Source organism: Mycobacterium scrofulaceum (genome assembly GCF_002086735.1).
Lineage (GTDB): Bacteria > Actinomycetota > Actinomycetes > Mycobacteriales > Mycobacteriaceae > Mycobacterium > Mycobacterium scrofulaceum.
In genome coordinates this window covers 1-19,879 of record NZ_MVIJ01000070.1, presented here as the reverse complement: position 1 = coordinate 19,879, position 19,879 = coordinate 1, and the positions used below count along the sequence as shown (strand labels likewise).

Genomic DNA, 19,879 nt, shown 5'->3' with positions numbered 1-19,879 from the left:
ACTTGGACGTCGGGACATTGGGCCGAAGCGGTGGGGAGGACAGAACCAGCGAGCGCCGACCCGGCGAGGCCGGACGCTGCAACTACGGCGGGAGCGAGGGTACGGATGAGGTGACGTGCGATCATGCCGCCATTGATGCCCATAGGAGCGCCTCCCAAACTGTCAAATTTACGAAATCTTCGCCATCGTTTCCTGTATACCCAGGCGCGACGACAAGCGTCGGATGAGGCCCGCGTGTCGACGCACCGGATGAATCTATTTTGGCAGACCGAGCGCGAGGTCACCTCCCGAAACGCCCCGCAAGCCGTCGTTTGGCCTTGATGCCCCGGGGTAGCCGATCCGCGAACACGCTAGCGACACGGAGAGGTGACGACATGGCTACCGGTGAAACGGGTTTCGAGGACGTAACTTTCGACCTCATCTCGGTGCAGTACCACGCGCTGAAGGCCGGGCACGACTACGGCCAGTACGTGCGCGACGCGAAGAACGCGGGCATGGACGACGTCGCATCGTTCTTCGGCGAAGTGATGGAGCAAGACTCGGAACGCGCGCGACGATGCCACGAATTCCTGGGCCGCCTGCAGGGGACGGCCGCGGCCGGGCCGGGCGCCCGCTGACATCGTCCGTCGCAGATTCGGCTCCGGGACAGCGGCTTTGGCCCCGGGGGCGGTCGTTAGCTCGAAGGCGACTGCCGTCCCCGGGGCGTTTGCCCGTGGGGCCGTTCCCGTCCACGCCAGGGATGGTTAACCGCATGGGTGCGGCCATGATTGGGGCGATCGAGCACGGCTCCGGGAAGGTTGCCAGGCTCGCGCGCTGATGTCGGCAAGGTCACATGCTGGCAAACACGGATGCGTCGTACCGCGCTCTTTATTAGAATTACGTAAGGTAAGTCCAAGCATTCGTTAAGCAAGTCGGGGTTTGGAAGCACGGAGCACGGAGCATGTTATGAACCGATACGACGCCGTCATCGTAGGCGCGGGCTTCGGCGGCATCGGCGCCGCGATCCAGCTCAAGCGTCTCGGCTATGACAACTTCGTCATCCTCGACCGCGAGGACGACCTCGGCGGCACCTGGCACGTCAACCACTACCCGGGCATCGCCGTCGACATCCCGTCGACCACCTACTCGTACTGGTTCGAGCCCAATCCGACCTGGTCACGGCTGTTCGCGCCGGGCGCCGAGGTCAAGCAGTACGCCACCGACGTCGCCGACAAGTACGACGTGCGCCGGCACATGCGGTTCAACACGACCGTGGAGGGCGCCCAGTGGGACGAGGACGCCGCGGTGTGGCGGGTAACGCTGGCCGGCGGTGACACGCTGACGACCCGCTTCTTGATCACCGCGACGGGCTTTTTGTCCCAGCCGCGCCTGCCGGATATCGCCGGGATCGCGAGCTTCGAGGGCAAGGTCGTCCACACCACCGCGTGGGATCACCAGTACGACTACGCGGGGCGCCGGATCGCCGTCATCGGGACGGGCGCGTCGGCGGTTCAGCTCATCCCGGAGCTGGCAAAAGAGGCCGGCGAACTGACCGTCTACCAGCGCACCGCCACCCACGTGATGCCCAAGCCCGACTTCGAGTTCCCGCCGGCGGTGCGCCGCCTGTTCGGCAGGCTGCCGGTGGCGCAGCGCGCGCTGCGGTGGGTGACCGACGTGATCTTGGAGATGATCATGGTCGTCCTGGCGCTGCACTTCAAGGAGTCCCGGGGGCGCGGCAACATCTCCGCCGCCGACCTGGCCAAGATCAACCGATTCGGGTGGATCCGGGACAAGGAACTGCGCGACCGGTTCACGCCGGACTACGACTGCGGCTGCAAGCGGCCCACCATGTCCAACACCTTCTATCGCGCGTTCCGCAAGCCGCACGTGCGCCTGGAGACCACGTCGATCGCGCGGATCGAGGCGGACGGCATCGTCACCACCGACGGGCGCAAGGCCGTCATCGACACGCTGGTGCTGGCGACCGGGTTCGACCTGTGGGAGGCCAACTTCCCGGCCATCGAGGTGGTCGGCCGCAAGGGCCGCAACCTCGGAAAGTGGTGGCGCGAGACCCGGTTCCAGTCCTACCAGGGCGTCACGATGCCGTACTTCCCCAATTACTTCAGCCTGGCCAGCCCGTTCGCCTTCTCCGGGCTGTCCTTCTTCCACACCATCGAATACCAGATGCGGCACATGGACCGGCTGCTCGGCGAGGTCAAGCGCCGCGGTGCCACCACCTTCGAGGTGACCGAAGAGGCCACCGACGGGTTCATGGCGCGGATGACAAAACGGCTGGACAATTCGGTGTTCTACGCCGGCAACTGCGCGACGTCGCGCTCGTACTACTTCAGCCCCAGCGGTGAGGCGTCGCTGCTGCGGCCGACGTCGACGCTGAACTCGGTGCGGGAAGCCTCGACGTTCCCGCTCACCGACTACGTGATCGCCTAACGCCACAGCCGGCCCGCGGCCCCCGCGGCCCCCGCGGCCGGCGGCAAAAGAGCCATCGCCTTTCCTCTCGGACGGTGTGTGCCGGCGGAATTACCACCCGTGCTGTTTGCGCGGGCCGCGGCGGGGTAACCGGCTCTGAAGCACAGAGGCGGACTTCGTCCGCATTCGATGCGAAAGATGATGTGACCCAATGGAAACCCTGTGCCGAGGATGCGCATGCCTGGCGATCACCTTTGCCTTCATGTTGGGGGGCCTCGACGCGCCCGCGCATTCCGTCGCCGATTCGAACACCCAGCAGGTGCTGCCCAGCGCCATGCGGACGCACTGCCCGGAAGGAACACTTTGACCATCGCCCCGGGGCTCGACCAGCCCACCACGTTGTCGGCGCTGTTGCGGCTGCTGGGCGTCCAGCACGACTCCGCGTACCAGCAACGCCCGGCCCTGACCAAGTGGCTCGAACACAACACCCCCGGCCCGGACCTGCGAGTCAGCCTGCGCGCCAACGGCTACGGGGTGCTCTTCCTGTCGTCGCTGCGTCCGATGCGCTCGACGGTGTCGGGGCTGCGTGCCATCGCCTAGCTTCGGCCGTCCGATGGGATGACTACGCCGGCGGCATCAGCACCGTGTCGATCATGTACACCGTCGCGTTGGCGGTCGGCACGCCACCACAGACCAGTCCCGCGTTGTTGACCCGGAGACCATCGCCCTGGCCGGTGACCGTCACATTCGCGCCCTGAACCGTCTTGTGGGCGCCGGCCACCCTGGCCGGGCTCAACTGACCCGGCACCACGTGATAGGTCAGGATGCTGGTCAGCAGGTTGGAATCCGTCTTCAGTTGGTCGACCGTCTGCGCCGGCAGCTTGTTGAACGCGGCGTCGGTCGGCGCGAAGACCGTGTACTGGCCGTTGTTCAGTGTGTCAACGAGGTTGACGTTCGGGTTCAGCTTGCCCGACAGCGCCGAGGTCAGGGTGGTCAGCATCGGATTGTTGGCGGCCGCTTGCGCCACCGGCACCTGCGACATCCCGGTCACCGACGCCGGGCCGCTGGAGTTGGCAGCCGCGTAATCGGAGCACCCCGTACCCACCAGGTCGGCCGCCGCCGCGTTCGGGGCGGCCACGACGCCCAGACTCACCATCGCCGCCGCCGCGAAGCCCTTCGCCGCGGCCGCAGTCTTGTGCACCTTCATCGCGTTGTCCTCCATCGGTTGGTCTGACACCTTCGCTCAGTGATTCGGAGCCCCGCCCCGTGCGGATGGGTGGGTCGACGGCGATCAGCCGTACGTGAACGAATAGACCTGAAGTCCCCGATCGGCGCGCACCTCGAGGGCGCCCGCCTGCAGGCGGGCGCCGGAGACGATCTGGTGCGAGGTCGGCGGTCCGCTGATCGGCACCGCGACGGATCGTCCGTCCCGAACGACCGTGAGCGTCCCGGTGCCGCCGGCGACGATGTAGACGTTCTTGGCGTGGTAATTCAGCTCGATGCCGGACTGGTCGCCGGCGGCGGTTGCGCCCTGGTAGTCCAGCGACCACGGGCCCGTCAGGGCGAAGCTGTCACCGCCCAGCGTGGGCGGGTAGCCGAAAGTGGTTGTGCCCTCGTCGTATAGCCCGCCACCCCCATAGTTGACGACCTTGCCGACGCCCAAGTAGGTCTCAGGCGTGGTCTCGGCCGGTGGCGTCGAGGGGCTCGCATCCGACGGGGGCGGCAGCTCGAGCCCCGGACGCGCCGCCACGAGCAACTGCCTGATCAGATCCTCGGTCACGTGGTAGTCGCCCTCGCCGAATTTGATGTGGCGCACGCGGCCGGTGGCGTCGATCAGATACTCCGCGGGCCAGTAACGGTTGCGGTAGTTCGTCCAGGTGGAGTAGCCGTTGTCCAGGGCGATCGGGTAGGTGATCCCCAGGTCGGCGGCGCCTTTGGCGACGTTGCCCGGTACCTTCTCGAACGCGTACTCCGGGGTGTGCACCCCGACGACCTCGAGTCCGTCGTCCCTATAGGCGTCATACCAGCCGGCGACGTGCTGGATGGCGCGTTGACAGTTGATGCAGGAGTACGCCCAGAAGTCGACCAGGACGACCTTACCCCGCAGGGAGGCGAGCGTGAGCGGTTGGCCCCCGGGCGTGTTCAACCAGCCGACGATGCCCTTGAGATCGGGTGCCGGGCCGCAGTTTTCGAGCTGCCGGCCGCCGTCGCTGCAATTGGACAGCTGCGCGTTCTGCTCGTTGACGATGCCACCCAGGTTCAGCTTGGCGCGGACCGTCCGGTCGGTGGCCAGCCGTTGTTGCAGCCCGCCGGTGTAGTCGGGGAGTTCCCGCTGGACAAGCGCGGGAAGGTCGAACACCAATCCCACCGCCAGCACGATCATCACGATCCCGGCCGCGACCCGCACCCGCCGCTGCCGCCGCCGGAATGCTCCCACCCGTTGGGCGACCCGATGGCCCGCCACCGCAAAGGCCAACAAGGGCAGTGCGGCGCCCACCGCGAAGGCCAACGTCAGCACCACGGTCCGCGGGCCGAGGGGAGCGGTGGCGCCGGCCACCACGATCGCGGCCAGAATCGGTCCGGCGCACGGGACGTAGAGCGCGCCCAGCGCTAACCCGAGCCCGAACCCGCCGCCGCCGAAACCCCACTGCTTCTGCGGGATGCGGGAAAACGGCCGTTCCAGCAGCCGTTCGATCCGCGGGAAGATCAGGCCGAGACCGATGGCGACCAGGGCGACCAGAGCGACCCAGCGGATGGCGTCCTGCGGCAGGTGCGCGAACGACAGCAGCGTCGAGCCGGTCAACGTGACCGCGCTGAAGCTGAGCACCAGCCCGCCGATCACCAGGAAGGGGTGCGCGCCGCGCTTCGGCTCGACCGCGACGTCTGCGCCCGAAACGGGTTGAGCGGCGGCGTCATTGCGGCCGCTTCGAGCGCCGGCGAGAAAAATCACCGGCAATACCGGCAGGATGCAGGGCGATACGCCGGTGAGCAGGCCCCCGACAAGGCCGATCAGCGCAATGGTCAGCACGGAAGGCATTCGCTGCCAAAGGCGTTGCGGATCGGTGCGGCGATCAAAAAGAACAGCCCGGCCGAAGCCGGGCTGTTCCTCTGCGATCCGCGGGCGGGCTCACTGGCCCGGCGGCATCAGCACCGTGTCGATCATGTACACCGTCGCGTTGGCGGTGTGCGCCCCGCCGCACACCAAGCCCGCATCGTTGACCTTGAGGTCGTTGCCCTGGCCGGTCACGGTCAGCTTGGCGCCCTGCAGGGTCGTGTGGTCGCCGTCGACCTTCGCGGGGCTCGCCTGACCCTGCACCACGTGATAGGTCAAGATGCTCTTCAGCAGCGGCGAATCCGTCTTGAGCTTGTCGATGGTGGCCGCCGGCAGCTTGTCGAAGGCGGCGTTGGTCGGCGCGAAGACCGTGTACTGGCCGCTGTTCAGCGTGTCGACCAGGTTGACGTTCGGGTTCAGCTTGCCCGACAGCGCCGACGTCAGGGTGGTCAGCATCGGGTTGTTGGAGGCGGCAGTGGCGACCGGGTCTTGAGCCATCCCCGCGACCGAGCCGGGCCCGGTGGGATTCTGCTTGGCGTAGTCGCTGCAGCCCGTCCCGATCAAATCCGCCGCCGGATCGGCCGCGGCCGACGTCGTCGCCGGCGCCGTCATGCTGCTCTCCGCGCTGCTGGTGGCCGTGCTGCTGCTCGTCATCGGCCCAGACGCCGACTTGTTGTTCGAACAGGCGGAGACGCCGACTAGCGCAATCGCCGCGAGGCCTGCGGCAGCGATCGATTTAGCCCGAGCATTGTTCATCGCGTGTACCCCTTCATCATGGACGGCCCGGCTTGGGCGCGTTCTGATCGGACGCGAGTCATTCGGAGCCGCTGCGACGACGGACGGGTGCCGTCCGGGAAAAAGATCCGAGCCGCTCAGCCCAGGGGCAATTCGGCCAGGATCGTCCCGGTCGGTTGGGGCGACCCGGTACCCGGTTCGACGGTGAACGCCAGGGCTTTCGAGGATCCGAGGTTGGTGAGCGTCGCGGTCGTCGACGGCGCCACGGCCGCGGTGTTCATCGTTCCCGCCGAGGTCGCGCCCTTGTCGCCGAGCAACCACATCTGGTAGACGGTCCCGGGCTTGGGCGGCGGGACATTGTTCATCACCAGCACGCCCGCGTTGCGGTCGTGGGAGAAGACGACCGTGGCGGTACCCGTGCCGAGCGGGCCGGAAACGGTGCGCACGTCCGGGGCCGCCAGGACCTGCTCGCCGATGCTCGACGGCGCGTGCGGCCGCATGAGTGTGCCGACGCCGAACGCGGCGGCACCAACCACCACTGCAGCGGCCGCCGCCGCCAAGACCGCTGTGCGCCAACCGTATCTGCGTCCGTCGCCGGAGCGGATCGCCCGCAACGTCGCGTCCCGCAGGTGCGCCGGCGGTTCGACGGCCGTGCTCGCCGAAACGGCCGCCATCGTCTCGCGGACGGCACGGACCTCGTCGTGGAAGGCGGCCGCGACCGACCGGGGGGCGGCCGCCACCCGGCGTTCGATCTCGGAGCGCTCCTGCTGCGAGACCGCATCCAACGCGTACGGCGTTGCGAGCTCGAGAATTTCGAATTCGTTGGGCTCGGTCATGGCACTTCCAGGCAGTTACGCAGGGCGCGCAGCGCGTCGCGCATGCGCGACTTGATCGTCGACAGATTCGCGGCCAACCGCTCCGACACTTGGCTGTAGGAGAGGCCGTCGTAATACGCCAACTGGATACACTCCCGCTGCGTATCGGTCAACGCGCCCAGGCATTCGACCACGCGGCGACGCTCGTCACCGGCGATCGCCGCTTCGGAGACGACGTCGCTGGCCGGGTCGGCGCTCGTGGCGGCGTAGCGGGACTCCCGCCTGCCGAACGCCTCTTCGCTGCGGACCCGGTCGACGGCCCGCCGGTGCGCGATGGTCAGCAGCCACGACAGGGCCGACCCCTTGCTGGAGTCGTAGTCGCGCGCGGACCGCCAAATCTCGCAGTAGATCTCCTGGGTGGTCTCCTCGCTGTAACCGGAATCGCGCAGCACCCGCATCACCATCCCGTACACCCGGCTCTTAGTGAGGTCATAGACGGCCGCGAACGCGGCGCTGTCCCCGCGCGCGACCTTGTGCAGCAGGGCGTCCAGCTCGGTGCCGGACGGTGGCGGTCCCGTCATCGATCGGTAGCCTAGCGCCCGCCCGGCGCCCGCAAGACCCGATCCGAGACCCTGCTGGGGCGTTGTACCGACAGGTGTCCACCCCCGTTATTCGTAGCCGGGGTCCGGGTGGACGATTTCCGTCGCCGCGTCCGATGCGCTCGACGGTTTCCGGGCCGCGGCCTAGGCTTCGGCCGGCCAATCGGCCAGGGTGTCCAGATACCGTTGGCGCACACCCGCGATGCGATCGGTCAACGTGTCGAGCGTCCAGTCCTCCACCGGGATCGGCGGAAGCACGGCGACATCCACGGTGCCGGGGTGGATCTCCATGGAATCCCGCGCGGCGATGATCTCCGCGTTGCGGATCACGATCGGCACGATCGGGACGCCCGCCGCCATGGCGATGCGGAACGCCCCCTTCTTGAACGGGCCCACCTCGGTGGTGTCCACCGCGGTGCCCTCCGGGGCGATCAGGATGGACAGGCCGTCCTTCGCCCGCTGCTCCACCTCGCGCAATGTCTCCACCGCCGCGGCGGTGTCATCCCGGTCGATGAACACGCCGTCGTTCAGCTTCAGCAGCGTCCCGATGATGGGATCGCGCGCGAGCTCCTTCTTGGCGATCTTGATCCAGTTGTCGCGCAACAGCGCGGCCGCGATGAACGGGTCGACCCGGTTGCGGTGGTTGTAGAGGAACACGGCCGGCCGCTGCGCCGTCAGGTTCTGCGTGCCGACGACCGTGAACCGGATGCCGTTGGTGGACAGCAGCGCCCGGGGCCACGTGGAGGCGAAGAAGTTGAGGCCGCGCCGCCGGCTGCCGCTGAGCAGGCCGAGACCCGCCGCGCCGGCGGCGAGCGGGACGGCCAGTCCGAACCCGGCCACCAGCGCCGCCTGCCTGCGGGCGCCGGCGATGGGGCCACCGGGCGACGAAACCGGCGCGGGCGGCCCGGGGCGGCCGACCGGCGCCGGTTCCGCGAGTTCACCTCCGGCGGTCATTGCCGTCACGCGCCTCGCAGCTTGCCCCGCAACTTCGACGAGGTGAACCGCCGGTTCTCCACGTCGTAGAAGAACCGCATCGCGCGGAAGGGAAAGTACAGCAGCAGCAGGGTGGTGATCGCCGTGTACGCGGCCGGGCTCGTGATGCCGTGCAGGTCGGTAGTCCGCGTGTAGCGCGTGACGTACCGGTAGAAATCGCGCGGCGACGATTCCACCCGGCGGGCGGACATGGCGGCGATCATGCCCGGCTCGTAGGCGATCTCGAAGTCGTTCTTGTACAAGGTCAGCGCCAGGTCGACGTCCTCGTGCAAGCGGTCTTCCAGGTCGAGCTGCGTCAGCTGACGCACCGACTTCCACGCCTGCGCGCGGATCGCCATGTTGGCCCCGATCAGGAACCGCTCGTTCTTGGCGTACTTGTGCACCTTGCCGCGCAGGGTGGAGTCGACCCAGAACAGGAAGCCGCGCAGCGGCATGTCGTGAAAGCCGATGGGGCCGCTGGCCGCGTCGACGGCCGGATCCTCGAACCGGCGGCGAATGGTCGCGACCCAGTCCCTGGCGATGACGGAGTCGGCGTCGGTGCGGGCGATGATGTCGCTGCGCGCGTGATCGAAACCGTGGTTGCGCGTCGGCGCGATGCCCTGGTGCTCGTTTTGCTCGAGCAGCTGAATGTCGATGTGCGGGTGCTCGGCCTGATACCGGCGCACGATGGATGCGGTGTTGTCGGTCGACTTGTTGCTGACGACGATGATCTCTTCGGGCGCCGACGTTTGGTCGATGCACGATTCCAGGCATTTGCCGATATAACATTCCTCGTTATAGGCGGGAATGACGATGGTGACGGACGGCTGTTGGGGCATTGCTCACAGACCAATCTGAGAAGGCGCAGAAACGGAATCTGGCATTGGCCCCGGCCCTGCACCGGCGGAACGTGCGCGCCGAATTGCCCCTAGCGGGAAAAATCACCACGCCCATTGATTTGGACCCTATGGCAACCTTGGCTCAGTCTGCCTCCGAATATCGTCGGTTTTCTCGAAACCTTAACCCCGGAAGGGTGCCTTGTTCAACACGTGTCTACGTTGAACACATGAGACAGCGGTGTAGTGCCGGTCATGGCAACCCGCGCGTCGGCGGCGACCGATCGCACCACCGTCCTGCCCGCGTCGTGAGGAGCGAAAGTGCCAGCAACGCAGCCGGACTGGTGACTTTGGCCAGCCTAACCTCGGCACTGCTCACGGCCGCAACGATGCCGGCCGGCGGCGGGGCGACCCGATTGGCGTCGTTGCGGGGCGCCTCCAGCGGGCGAAAGGCCGGCGATTATTCGATTTGCGAGTCGTCGCCTCACGCCTTAACGTACGTTCACGCACATAAGAAAACGTCGCCGAAGTCGACGTCCGCGCCGAGACGCATCGAATGCGTTACGAGAAGAGCCGTGGCAAAGGGCGATAAATGCCTTGACGTCGGTAAAGTCAAGGCGCAGGCAACCGGCGATGAGGCGTGCGTCTTCGCGGACGCTCCGTGAAATCCACGTGACCAAATATCGCACGGCCGCCACCCACCCGGAACGACCATTTCTCGCACGCGCCATCCGCACGCTTTCGCTGCCGATCATCTTGGGATGGCTGGCAATCTCCGTCCTGTTGACCCTCGCCGTCCCCTCGCTGGAAAAGGTGGGGCAGCAGCACTCGGTGTCGATGACGCCCGACGAGGCCCCGTCGATACAGGCGATGAAGCGGATGGGCAAAGTCTTCGGCGAATCCAATTCGGACAATGCGGCGATGATCGTCCTGGAGGGCGAGCACCCGCTCGGCGAACGAGCCCACCAGTACTACGCGACCTTGATCCGCAAGCTGACGGGCGACCCGCGCCACGTCCAGCACGTCCAGGACTTCTGGAGCGATCCGCTCACCGCGGCCGGCGCGCAAAGCGCCGACGGCAAGGCCACCTACGTGCAGCTCGACCTCGCGGGTAACCAGGGCGAGGCCCTGGCGGCCGAATCGATCGACGCGGTCCGCGACGTCGTCGCGCGAACGCCCCCGCCGAACGGGCTCACGGTCTACCTGACCGGGCCGTCGGTGCTGATCGCCGACATGCACGCGAGCGGTGACAAGTCACTCGTCCTGATCACGGCCACGACCGTCGCGGTGATCTTCGTCGTCCTACTCGCCGTCTACCGATCGATCGTCACCGTCGTCCTGCTGCTGGCCTTGGTCGGCGTCGAGTTCGTCGCCGCGCGCGGAACCGTCGCGTTGCTCGCGGACCTGGGCGTCATCGGGCTTTCCACCTTCGCCATCAACCTGCTCACCTCGCTGGGGCTCGCGGCGGGAACGGACTACGGGATATTTCTGCTCGGTCGCTACCAGGAGGCGCGTCAGGCCGGCGAGGACCGGGAGGCGGCCTACTACACCACCTACCGCGGGGTCGCCCACGTGATCCTGGGCTCCGGCCTGACGATCGCCGGCGCGACGTACTGCCTGAGCTTCACGCGGTTGCCCTACTTCCAGTCCCTGGGCATACCGTGCGCGGCGGGCATGTTGGTCGCGGTGGCGGCCGCGCTCACCCTGGGGCCGGCCGTCCTCACCGTCGGCAGTCGCTATCGCCTTTTCGACCCCAAGCGGATGATCAAGGTTCGTGGCTGGCGACGGGTGGGCGCCGTGGTCACCCGCTGGCCGGCGCCCGTCCTGGTGGCGACGTGCGGCATCGCGCTCGTCGGCCTGCTCGCCCTGCCGGGCTACCGGACCAGCTACAACGACCGGCAGTACGTCCCCGGCGACATCCCCGCCAACGCCGGATACGCCGCCGCCGACCGCCACTTCTCCCAGGCGCGGATGAAGCCGGAGATCATGCTGGTCGAGGCGGATCACGACATGCGCGACCCGGCGGACATGCTGGTGCTCAACAAGTTGGCCAAGGGCGTCCTGGCCGTACCGGGTGTCTCCAGGGTCCAGGCGATCACCCGCCCCGACGGCACCACGCTCCCGCACACGACGTTGCCGTTCATGATCAGCGCGCAAAGTGCCGCCCAGCTGCAAAACAGCTCCTTCGAAAGGCAACGCATGGACGACCTGGTCGACCAGGCCGGCGAGTTGGCGAAGATGATCGACGTCATGCGGCGCATGTACGGCGCGATGTCGCAGCTGGTCGCCACGACCCATCACCTGACCGGCGCAACCCACGACATGCGGGCGATCACCGCCGAATTGCGCGACCGCATCTCGGACTTCGAGGACTTCTTCCGGCCGGTCCGCAGCTACTTCTACTGGGAGCGGCACTGTTACGACATCCCCGCCTGCTGGTCGACGCGATCGGTCTTCGACGCGATCGACGGCGTCGACGAAATCAACGACGAGCTGGGCGATCTGGTCGGCGACCTCGACAACATCGACGTGCTCCTGCCCCAACTGCTCACGCAGATCCCGCCGATGATCGACAGCATGGCGAGCATGCGGACCATGATGCTGACGATGCACAGCACCATGTCCGGGATCATCGGGCAACTGGAGGCCGGCAGTACGGACACCGGCGCCATGGGGCAGGCCTTCGACGCCTCCAAGAACGACGATTCCTTCTACCTGCCCCCGGAAGTCTTCGACAACCGGGACTTCAAGCGCGGCATGGAAATGTTTTTGTCGCCGGACGGCAAAGCCGCTCGCATGTTCATCCTGCACCGGGGCGACCCCGCGACACCCGAGGGTTTCGCCCGGGTCGACGCCATCAAGGCCGCGGCCGAGGAAGCGCTGAAGACCACCCCGCTGGAGAACGCCAAGATCTCCCTGGGCGGCACCGCGGCGGTGTTCAAGGACATCTCCGACGGCGCCAGATACGACCTGATGATCGCGGCGATCTCCTCGCTCTGCCTCATTTTCATCATCATGCTGGTGATCACCCGCAGCCTCGCCGCGGCCGTGGTGATCGTCGGGACGGTGGCGCTTTCGCTGGGCGCTTCCTTCGGGCTCTCGGTGTTGTTGTGGCAGCACATCATTCGCATGGAACTGCACTGGCTCGTGCTCGCGATGTCGGTGATCATCCTGCTGGCCGTGGGATCCGACTACAACCTGCTGCTGGTCGCCCGGTTCAAACAGGAGATCGGCGCGGGGCTCAATACCGGGATCATCCGCGCGGTCGGCGGCACCGGCAAGGTCGTGACCAACGCGGGGCTGGTGTTCGCCTTCACGATGGCGTCGATGGCGGTCAGCGAGCTGCGGGTGCTCGGCCAGGTGGGCACGACGATCGGCCTGGGCCTGCTGTTCGACACCCTGGTGGTGCGCGCCTTCATGACCCCGTCCATCGCGGCGCTGCTGGGCCGCTGGTTCTGGTGGCCGATGACGGTGCGTCCGCGCCCCGCCAGCGCGCTGCTGCGGCCGACGGGGCCGCGCCCGGCGGTGCGGGCCCTGCTCGGCGAGCGGCTAGATCAGTTGGGACAGGGCCGTGACGACGATGAGGGCCAGCACGGCGGTCCCGATGACATGCACCTGGCGGCGGGGCGTTAGCCGCTTCGGCAGGGGCTGCCGCTGCAGGGTGTGCTGGCGGTGCACGGCGATCACGAACGTTCCCAACGCCACCGCGCCGGCCAGTCCGGCGGGAATCAAGTCGGCCGGGCGGACCGAGCCGTGCAGGTTCCGGATCATCAGCAGGGCGCCGTTGGCCAAGAACGCGAACGACGTCCGCGTCCAGGCCAGCGTCGTCCGCTCGGCCTGGCCCCCGCGATCGGCCGTCGTGCCGCTCACCCCAGCACCGCCTTGGCGATCACCAACGCGAGCGCGATGAGCCCGACCACCGTCAGGCCCACCGCCAGGTAGGTCGGCGAGGGATGCCGGGGCAGCGGGGTCCCGTGGCGCATGGCGCGGTCGGCCTGCTGCCAGCGCAGCAACCCCATCCCGCTGGTCAGAATCGCCAGCAGCGCGAGCCCCCCGCCGAGCAGACGCCGCGCGCCCGGGACCCCGAGCTCCGGGACCAGCTGCACGAGCGCGACCGCCGCGGCCAGCAGCCCCAGCGCGGTGCGCTGCCAGGCCAGAAAGGTCCGCTCGTTGGCGAAGGTGAATCGGTAGTCGGGCTCTTGCTCTTCGGCGCTGTCGGTGTCGGCCACGACGCACATCGTTGCATGATGAGGACTGTGGTGAAGGCGTTGCTGTTCGACGTGCAGGGCACGGCGACCGATTTCCATTCGACCGTGTGCGACGAGGCGGCGCGGATCGGCGCGGGCCGGCACCCGGGCGCCGACTGGCCCGACGTGGTGCGGCGTTGGCGCGCAGCGTATTTCGCGACGCTAGAGGAGGCGCGGGCCCGTGAGGGCGGCTGGGTGTCGGTGCACTCGGTGTATCGCCGGGCGCTCGACCGCGTCCTGCAGGAGAGCGGCATCGCGTTGGCGGACGCCGAGCGCGACGAGTTGACCCTGGCCTGGCGGCGGCTGCGGGCCTGGCCGGACGCGGTGCCGGGCCTGACACGGCTGCGGAGTGCCTACACGCTGGCCACCCTGTCGAACGCCGACGTGTCGGCGGTCATCGAGATCTCCAAGCGCGCGGGCCTGCCGTGGGACGCGATCTTTGCCGCCGAGATGGCCGGGGTGTTCAAGCCCGACCCGGCTATCTACCGGATGGCGGCCGCCTACCTGGGCCTGCCCCCCGGCGAGATCATGATGGTCGCCAGCCACAAGTACGACCTGCGCGCCGCGGCGGCGCTCGGATGCCGGACCGCCTTCGTCGCGCGCCCGCTGGAGTTCGGCGCCGGCGGCGACGCCGACATCGCCTACTCCGACGAGTTCGACGTCAACGCGTCCGACTTCCTCGACCTCGCAGCGCATCTCGGCTGCTGATCAGCGGCGGGCGGACCCGGTCAGCGGTTGCCCGTTGGCCGCCTGCAACAGGCAGATGACGGTGCTCGGGGCGGGATCGGCGCCGGTGCGATCCTGATTCGAGTCGATCAGGTAGGTGATCGAAAACGGGCTGCCCGCGACGGGCCGGCCGGTGTACGGGGCGAACCCGTCGTTGCAGTCCCGGTTGGCGACGATGGCGACGGCCTTGTCCACCGCCATCGGGGCGCGCAGGTACACCTCGGCCAAATGCGCCGTCGCGCAATCGACCACGGTGACCGTCACGCGGCTCAGGTCGGGTGGGGGCAGGTCGGTCACGCATTCGCCGGGCTTCAGATCGATCCACTTCTCGGTGTGCGTGCCCTGGGGCCAGGGGGCGGCGGTGGCCGTCGCGCAGGCACCCAGGATCGCCGCGGCGCTCAGGCCGCATACCGCATAACGGGCCCGCATGCAGTGCAGTCTAGGCAGGCAGGAAGCTCGGCGGCACCGTATTCGTCAGCGCGGGGTCGGGCTTTTCCGACGACATCGACAGGAAGCCGCGCGCGCAGCGCGCGGCCAGCAGCCAGTTCGCCGGCTTCTTCATGTCCAGCCCGCCGAGGAGCTGTTTGATCATGGTCAGCGTGTCGAAGTAGATACGTTCGCAGACAAGCGTTTCGGACCCGTCGAACACGAAGTAGGCGGTCATACGGACCCGGAACCGGCTGCCGGTGGGCGGCACCTTGCCCAGGTAGCCGCGATGCGTGCCCATCAACCAGAACTCGACGATCACCGCGTCGGCGCTGTGCCGCAGCGCGATGATCTCGTGGTCCTGGTCGGGGAAGGCGGTCCGCGTGTAGGCGTAGTAGTCGCGCACCGCGGTGGCACCGTCGTGCACGATCATCTGCGGGATCAGCTCGTAGCGCGGATGGGGGAAGGTCGACAGCACGTCGTCCCAGTCCTGGCGGACCTCGTCGTGGAAATGGTCGAGCACGAGCTTCTGGCGGGCGGCCAGCACCTCCGCGGAGGGGAACGCGGGAATCGTCATGCAGGTAACGATAAACCCGGCGAGCAGACGCAAACTCGCACAATCTGACGCTTCGGTGTGCTATTTTGTGTCTGCTCGCGGGAGAGGGGGGGTGGGTCCTAGCCGCGCGGGGGAGTCCAGGCGACCGGCAGGGTCTTGATGCCGTGGATGAACTGCGACAGCAGCCGCGCGGGTTCCCCGGTCGCGACGATGTCGGGGATCTCGCGGCGCAACTCGTCGAACACCACCCGGATCTCACGGCGGGCGAGGTTGGCGCCCAGGCAGAAATGCGCCCCGCCGCCGCCGAATCCGAAGTGCGGGTTGGGCGTTCGCGCCAGGTCGAAAAGCCACGGGTTGGCGAACGTCGCCTCGTCGCGGTTGGCCGAGTTGTACCACAGCACGGCCTTGTCTCCCTCGGCCATCTTGACGCCGCTCAGCTTGAAGTCGCGCGTCAGCGTCCGCCGCATGTAGACCACCGGCGAGGCCCACCGCACGATCTCCTCGACCGCCGTCGGCGCCAGCCGGTCGAAGTCGGCCCACCACTTGTCGCGTTCGTCGGGGTAGCGCGACAGGGCCAGCACCCCGTGGCTGATCGCGTTGCGCGTGGTCTCGTTGCCGGCCACCACCAGCAGGATGAAGAAGGACGCGATCTCGGCCGAGGACAGCCGCTCGCCGTCGACCTCGGCCTCCACCAGGCTGCTGGTCAGGTCGTCGTGGTGATTGACGCGGCGGTCCTCGGCGAGCTCCGTGGCGTAGGCGCCGATGTCCATCGAGATCTTGAGGAACTCCTCGAAGTCCGTGGTCAGGTCGGGGTCGCCGAACCCGAGAATCACGTTGGTCCAGTGGAAGATTCGCTGATGGTCGTCCTCCGGGATGCCCATCATGTCGCAGATGATCTGCAGCGGCAGCGGCCCCGCGAGCTCGGTGACCAGGTCGGCCTCCCCGTTGGGATGGTTGGCGATCAGCGACGCGACCAGCCGGCGGGCCCGCTCGCGCACCGACGCCTCGATGCGCGCCACCACCTTCGGGGTGAACGCCCGGCTGACGATCGAGCGCAGCCGCTGGTGTCGGGGGTCATCGAGCACGATCATCGAGCCGAAGTACTCGGCGATCTCGGGCGCGTTGTCGTTGACCGTGATGTTGGGGCTGGAGCTGAAAATCTCCGGATGGCGGCTGGCGAAGTGGACGTCGTCGTGCCGGGTGAGCGACCAATAGCCCTCGCCCGCCACGAATCCCTCCATCTCGATCGCCGGCCAGAACGAGAGCGGAGCCTCGCGGCGCAGCGTGGCGAAGGCGCCGTCGCGGAAGTCGTCGTCGAGGGCCCAGAAGTCCAGCGAATCGAGATGGATGTCGGCCAGGGGCACCTGCGGCGGTGGCGCCCCGTTGGTTCGCGTCGCGATGCCCGTCTTCAGACTCACCGAGGACCTCCGTTAGTGGTTGCAGACCGTCCGGCCGCCGGCCGACTGGGCGTCGGCGACGACGTTGCCGTCGAGCAGAATCCGGCAGCGCAGCGGGCCGACGCCCTGCGCGCTGACGACGAACACCTGCCCCCCGAACGAGGTGAACTCCGTCGACCAGGGCAGTGGCGCGTTGACCTGGTGCAGCTGGCCGGCGTCGGTCTGGTACGAGATGTACTGCGCGACGCCGGCACCGGTCACCTCGTAACGGGCCTTGGGCATCTGGGGGATCGCGTGGGCCACACCGGGGGCCGCCACGACGCCGACAGCGAACAGGATCGAAAGCCCGCGCACATGCTTCGTCATGATTTGCATCGTGTCACCCGCCGCGGGGCTAGGGGAAGCTTTCCGCCCAGACGAAGCCGCGCCGCTCTAGTGTGTAGTCCCACGGGGGCTGGGACGGGAAGGTGAGTATGTCGCAACACGGCTCGAAACGCGTGGTGATCTGGGGCACCGGGTTCGTCGGCAAGATGGTGATCGCCGAGATCGTCAAGCATCCGCTCTTCGAGCTGGTGGGCGTCGGCGTCAGCAACCCCGACAAGGTCGGCCGCGACGTCGGCGACATCTGCGGCCTGCCCGAGCCGGTGGGCATCGTCGCCACCGACGACGTCGACGCCCTGATCGCGCTCAAGCCGGACGCGCTGGTGCACTACGGCCCGACGGCGATGCACGCCAAGGACAACATCTCGCTGATCACCCGCTTCCTGCGCGCCGGCATCGACGTGTGCTCGACGGCGATGACCCCGTGGGTGTGGCCGACGATGCACCTCAACCCGCCGAACTGGATCGCGCCCATCACCGAGGCGTGCGAGCTGGGGCAATCGTCCTGCTTCACCACCGGCATCGACCCCGGGTTCGCCAACGACCTGTTCCCCATGACGCTGATGGGCCTGTGCTCGGAGGTGCGCCGGGTGCGCGCCTCGGAACTGCTCGACTACACCAACTACGAGGGCGACTACGAGGTCGAGATGGGCATCGGCCGCGAGCCGGAATACAGCCCGATGCTGGAAGACTCCAACATGCTGATCTTCGCGTGGGGCGCCACGGTCCCGATGATCGCGCACGCGGCCGGCATCATGCTCGACGAGATCACCACCACCTGGGACAAGTGGGTGACGCCCACCGAGCGCAACACCGTCAAGGGCGTGATCAAGCCCGGCCATGTGGCCGCCGTCCGGTTCACCATCAACGGGATCTACAAGGGCCAGACGCGGATTCAGCTCGAACACGTCAACCGCATCGGAATCGACGCCGCTCCCGACTGGCCCTCCGGCCACGACAACGACGTCTACCGGGTGGAGATCGAGGGCACGCCAAGCGTCTTCCAGGAGACCGCGTTCCGGTTCACCGACGGATCGGGCCGTGACGCGGCCACCGCCGGGTGCCTGGCGACCGGGATGCGGGCGCTGAACGCGGTGCCCGCCGTCAACGACCTGCGGCCGGGCTGGGTCACCCCGCTCGACCTGCCGCTGATCGCCGGGGCGGGCAACATTCGCTGACCGGCGCACAGCCGGCACCTAGGTACCGCAGAGACGCGATACAGGTTTCGGCGGCACAATGGCGGCTAGCCGGGTCGCTGTGCTGCTGGATGTGGGGTTGTGAAGATGGCCAAGGGAACTGGGACCGCGCTGGGCTTGTCGATCGGCGCCACCAACCTGGCGGCGGTCGCCGCCGACCGGGCCATCACCCGCAAGCCGGTCCTGACGCTCTACCCCGAGCGCGCACCCGAGGTCGGCATCCCCGCCGAGAACCCCCGGCTCGCCCAGCCGGGCCTGGTGCTGACCGGGTTCGTGAATCGCGTCGCCGACCCCCGGGGCGTGGTGGCCGCCGACGGCTCGGTGCGCCGCGCCGAGGAATTGATCGCCGACGCCATGCGCGCGCTGGCCCACGCCGTCACCGGCGGGCGGCCCCTGCCCGAGAGCGTCGCCGTGACCTACCCCGCCCACTGGGCGTCCCCGGTGGTCGACGCGGTGGGCACCGCGCTGAGTTCGGTGGCCGAATGGTCCAACCGCGCGCGGCCCCTGCTGCTCGTCCCGGACGCCGCGGCGACGCTGCTCGCCGTGCGGACCAACCCCGGCATACCGCCGCGCGGCACCGTGGCGGTATGCGACTTCGGCGGCACCGGCACCAGCATCACGTTCATGCGCGCCGACGGCGACTACCAGGCCCTGGCCCCGACCGTGCGGCTGCACGACTTCTCCGGCGACCTGATCGACCAGGCGCTGCTGAGCGCCGTCATCTCCGACATGCCCAGCACCGCCGGCTTCGACCCGGCGGGCACCGTGGCGATCGGCTCGCTGAGCCGGCTGCGGACCGCGTGCCGGACCGCCAAGGAGGAGCTGTCGTCGAGCATGGCGACGACGCTGACCGACGGGCTGACGGGCGAGGTCCGGGTCACCCGCGGCGAGCTCGACGGGGCGATCCGCACCCCGCTGGACAGGTTCGTGGCGGTGCTGGAAAACGCATTGGCGCGCAACGGGATTCATGACCTGGCGACCGTGGTCGCGGCCGGCGGAGGGGCGAACATCCCCGCGATCGCCACCACGCTGTCGCAGTACTTCCGCGTCCCGGTCGTCACCACCGCTCGCCCGGAACTGACCGCGGCCAGCGGGGCGGCAGTGCGGGCGGCGAACGGGCCTGGCGAGGCCGCGGCGACTTCGGCCGCGCCGGCGGCGCCGGTCACGGCGGCGGCTTCGGCGGCCGCGGCGCCCGCCACGGCCGCGGCGTCGACGGCCCAGGCGGCGCCGGCTGCGGGCGGCGTCTCCTTCCGGGCCTGGTCGCAGACCGGCAAGCAGGCGCGGATCGACCCCGCCGCCGGGGAGCCAGCCGCCGCAACGCCCGCCGCCGAGGAGCGGCCCGGCGATCCCCCGAGCGCGAAGCGCAGGCGCCGCCTGTTCCGGCTGCCGGTGCTGGCGGCGATCGTCGGCACGGCGGCCGCTGTGCTGCTGGTGGGGGCGGCGGTCGGCATCGGGCTGAACTCGGCGAACGAATCAGCGACGACGCCGGCCGTGACGAAGAACCCGGCGCCCGCGCCACCCGCCCACACCGCGAC

At 68.4% G+C, this 19,879-nt stretch carries 20 protein-coding genes and 1 pseudogene; 8 read left to right on the top strand and 13 right to left on the bottom strand.

Annotated elements, in window-relative coordinates:
- Nucleotides 1-374: 374 nt before the first annotated feature.
- From BST44_RS26685 to BST44_RS26675, 4 genes are all read left to right on the top strand, one after another.
- A complete protein-coding gene (locus tag BST44_RS26685; RefSeq protein ID WP_083179883.1) occupies nt 375-617 on the top strand; it encodes an acyl carrier protein in 243 nt (80 codons plus the stop codon).
- A 328-nt stretch (nt 618-945) separates the two neighbouring features.
- On the top strand, nt 946-2,427 hold the full coding sequence (locus BST44_RS26680; protein ID WP_083179882.1) for a flavin-containing monooxygenase: 1,482 nt from the start codon (nt 946-948) through the stop codon (nt 2,425-2,427).
- A 190-nt stretch (nt 2,428-2,617) separates the two neighbouring features.
- Nucleotides 2,618-2,773, top strand: a complete 156-nt coding sequence (locus BST44_RS30200) for a hypothetical protein (RefSeq protein ID WP_158086681.1) — start codon at nt 2,618-2,620, stop codon at nt 2,771-2,773.
- A complete protein-coding gene (locus BST44_RS26675) occupies nt 2,770-3,006 on the top strand; it encodes a hypothetical protein (protein ID WP_083179881.1) in 237 nt (78 codons plus the stop codon). The genes BST44_RS30200 and BST44_RS26675 overlap by 4 nt, the downstream gene beginning before the upstream one ends.
- A 22-nt stretch (nt 3,007-3,028) precedes the next feature.
- Here BST44_RS26675 and BST44_RS26670 read toward each other — a convergent pair whose 3' ends face one another.
- From BST44_RS26670 to BST44_RS26640, 7 genes and pseudogenes are all read right to left on the bottom strand, one after another.
- On the bottom strand, nt 3,029-3,562 hold the full coding sequence (locus BST44_RS26670; protein WP_244184956.1) for a fasciclin domain-containing protein: 534 nt from the start codon (nt 3,560-3,562) through the stop codon (nt 3,029-3,031).
- Nucleotides 3,563-3,697: 135 nt separating this feature from the next.
- Complete coding sequence (locus tag BST44_RS26665) at nt 3,698-5,434, bottom strand: cytochrome c biogenesis protein DipZ (protein WP_208619895.1); 1,737 nt, start codon at nt 5,432-5,434, stop codon at nt 3,698-3,700.
- Nucleotides 5,435-5,533: 99 nt separating this feature from the next.
- The gene (locus BST44_RS26660) at nt 5,534-6,214 is read right to left on the bottom strand and encodes a fasciclin domain-containing protein (protein WP_083179879.1); all 681 of its coding nucleotides are present in this window, start codon (nt 6,212-6,214) and stop codon (nt 5,534-5,536) included.
- A gap of 116 nt (nt 6,215-6,330) precedes the next feature.
- On the bottom strand, nt 6,331-7,029 hold the full coding sequence (locus tag BST44_RS26655; protein WP_083179878.1) for an anti-sigma factor: 699 nt from the start codon (nt 7,027-7,029) through the stop codon (nt 6,331-6,333).
- Nucleotides 7,026-7,589, bottom strand: coding sequence for a sigma-70 family RNA polymerase sigma factor (locus BST44_RS26650; protein WP_083179877.1), 564 nt, complete (start codon nt 7,587-7,589; stop codon nt 7,026-7,028). Before BST44_RS26650 ends, BST44_RS26655 begins: the two co-directional genes overlap by 4 nt.
- Nucleotides 7,590-7,757: 168 nt before the next feature.
- Nucleotides 7,758-8,519, bottom strand: a pseudogene (locus tag BST44_RS26645) (lysophospholipid acyltransferase family protein); the annotation flags it as partial.
- Nucleotides 8,520-8,566: 47 nt separating this feature from the next.
- On the bottom strand, nt 8,567-9,418 hold the full coding sequence (locus BST44_RS26640; protein WP_083179875.1) for a glycosyltransferase family 2 protein: 852 nt from the start codon (nt 9,416-9,418) through the stop codon (nt 8,567-8,569).
- A gap of 669 nt (nt 9,419-10,087) precedes the next feature.
- Here BST44_RS26640 and BST44_RS26635 point away from each other — a divergent pair.
- Nucleotides 10,088-13,048 carry an MMPL/RND family transporter gene (locus BST44_RS26635; RefSeq protein ID WP_244184955.1) on the top strand — a complete coding sequence of 987 codons (2,961 nt, stop codon included), beginning with the start codon at nt 10,088-10,090 and terminating at the stop codon, nt 13,046-13,048.
- On the opposite strand, the gene BST44_RS26630 is transcribed toward BST44_RS26635, so the two are convergent.
- Together BST44_RS26630 and BST44_RS26625 are read right to left on the bottom strand one after the other, a co-directional pair.
- Nucleotides 12,965-13,285 (bottom strand): DUF202 domain-containing protein, encoded by a 321-nt coding sequence (locus BST44_RS26630; protein WP_083179873.1) that lies wholly within the window; start codon nt 13,283-13,285, stop codon nt 12,965-12,967. The genes BST44_RS26635 and BST44_RS26630 overlap by 84 nt on opposite strands.
- Nucleotides 13,282-13,653, bottom strand: a complete 372-nt coding sequence (locus tag BST44_RS26625) for a YidH family protein (RefSeq protein ID WP_007170915.1) — start codon at nt 13,651-13,653, stop codon at nt 13,282-13,284. The genes BST44_RS26630 and BST44_RS26625 overlap by 4 nt, the downstream gene beginning before the upstream one ends.
- A 6-nt stretch (nt 13,654-13,659) precedes the next feature.
- Between BST44_RS26625 and BST44_RS26620 the strand changes: the two genes are divergently transcribed.
- Nucleotides 13,660-14,370, top strand: a complete 711-nt coding sequence (locus BST44_RS26620) for a haloacid dehalogenase type II (RefSeq protein ID WP_083179872.1) — start codon at nt 13,660-13,662, stop codon at nt 14,368-14,370.
- On the opposite strand, the gene BST44_RS26615 is transcribed toward BST44_RS26620, so the two are convergent.
- From BST44_RS26615 to BST44_RS26600, 4 genes are all read right to left on the bottom strand, one after another.
- Entirely contained in the window at nt 14,371-14,817 is a 447-nt protein-coding gene (locus BST44_RS26615; RefSeq protein WP_083179871.1) for a hypothetical protein, read from the bottom strand. It abuts the gene before it with no gap.
- A 10-nt stretch (nt 14,818-14,827) separates the two neighbouring features.
- The gene (locus BST44_RS26610) at nt 14,828-15,391 is read right to left on the bottom strand and encodes an ester cyclase (protein WP_083179870.1); all 564 of its coding nucleotides are present in this window, start codon (nt 15,389-15,391) and stop codon (nt 14,828-14,830) included.
- Nucleotides 15,392-15,489: 98 nt separating this feature from the next.
- A complete protein-coding gene (locus BST44_RS26605) occupies nt 15,490-16,788 on the bottom strand; it encodes a cytochrome P450 (protein WP_083179869.1) in 1,299 nt (432 codons plus the stop codon).
- 12 nt (nt 16,789-16,800) lie between these two features.
- Nucleotides 16,801-17,133, bottom strand: coding sequence for an MmpS family transport accessory protein (locus BST44_RS26600; protein WP_208619894.1), 333 nt, complete (start codon nt 17,131-17,133; stop codon nt 16,801-16,803).
- A 107-nt stretch (nt 17,134-17,240) separates the two neighbouring features.
- Between BST44_RS26600 and BST44_RS26595 the strand changes: the two genes are divergently transcribed.
- Entirely contained in the window at nt 17,241-18,326 is a 1,086-nt protein-coding gene (locus tag BST44_RS26595; protein WP_083179867.1) for an NAD(P)H-dependent amine dehydrogenase family protein, read from the top strand.
- A gap of 105 nt (nt 18,327-18,431) precedes the next feature.
- Nucleotides 18,432-19,879, top strand: a 1,448-nt coding sequence (locus BST44_RS26590; RefSeq protein ID WP_083179884.1) for an Hsp70 family protein, incomplete at its 3' end; no start/stop codon positions are given.

Bases quoted from the DNA above. Each gene is read 5' to 3' on its own strand.
- BST44_RS26685 (WP_083179883.1), top strand. From the start codon at position 375: ATGGCTACCGGTGAAACGGGTTTCGAGGACGTAACTTTCGACCTCATC.
- BST44_RS26680 (WP_083179882.1), top strand. From the start codon at position 946: ATGAACCGATACGACGCCGTCATCGTAGGCGCGGGCTTCGGCGGCATC.
- BST44_RS30200 (WP_158086681.1), top strand. From the start codon at position 2,618: ATGGAAACCCTGTGCCGAGGATGCGCATGCCTGGCGATCACCTTTGCC.
- BST44_RS26670 (WP_244184956.1), bottom strand. From the start codon at position 3,562: ATGGTGAGTCTGGGCGTCGTGGCCGCCCCGAACGCGGCGGCGGCCGAC.
- BST44_RS26660 (WP_083179879.1), bottom strand. From the start codon at position 6,214: ATGAACAATGCTCGGGCTAAATCGATCGCTGCCGCAGGCCTCGCGGCG.
- BST44_RS26655 (WP_083179878.1), bottom strand. From the start codon at position 7,029: ATGACCGAGCCCAACGAATTCGAAATTCTCGAGCTCGCAACGCCGTAC.
- BST44_RS26650 (WP_083179877.1), bottom strand. From the start codon at position 7,589: ATGACGGGACCGCCACCGTCCGGCACCGAGCTGGACGCCCTGCTGCAC.
- BST44_RS26640 (WP_083179875.1), bottom strand. From the start codon at position 9,418: ATGCCCCAACAGCCGTCCGTCACCATCGTCATTCCCGCCTATAACGAG.
- BST44_RS26625 (WP_007170915.1), bottom strand. From the start codon at position 13,653: ATGTGCGTCGTGGCCGACACCGACAGCGCCGAAGAGCAAGAGCCCGAC.
- BST44_RS26620 (WP_083179872.1), top strand. From the start codon at position 13,660: ATGATGAGGACTGTGGTGAAGGCGTTGCTGTTCGACGTGCAGGGCACG.
- BST44_RS26615 (WP_083179871.1), bottom strand. From the start codon at position 14,817: ATGCGGGCCCGTTATGCGGTATGCGGCCTGAGCGCCGCGGCGATCCTG.
- BST44_RS26610 (WP_083179870.1), bottom strand. From the start codon at position 15,391: ATGACGATTCCCGCGTTCCCCTCCGCGGAGGTGCTGGCCGCCCGCCAG.
- BST44_RS26600 (WP_208619894.1), bottom strand. From the start codon at position 17,133: ATGACGAAGCATGTGCGCGGGCTTTCGATCCTGTTCGCTGTCGGCGTC.
- BST44_RS26595 (WP_083179867.1), top strand. From the start codon at position 17,241: ATGTCGCAACACGGCTCGAAACGCGTGGTGATCTGGGGCACCGGGTTC.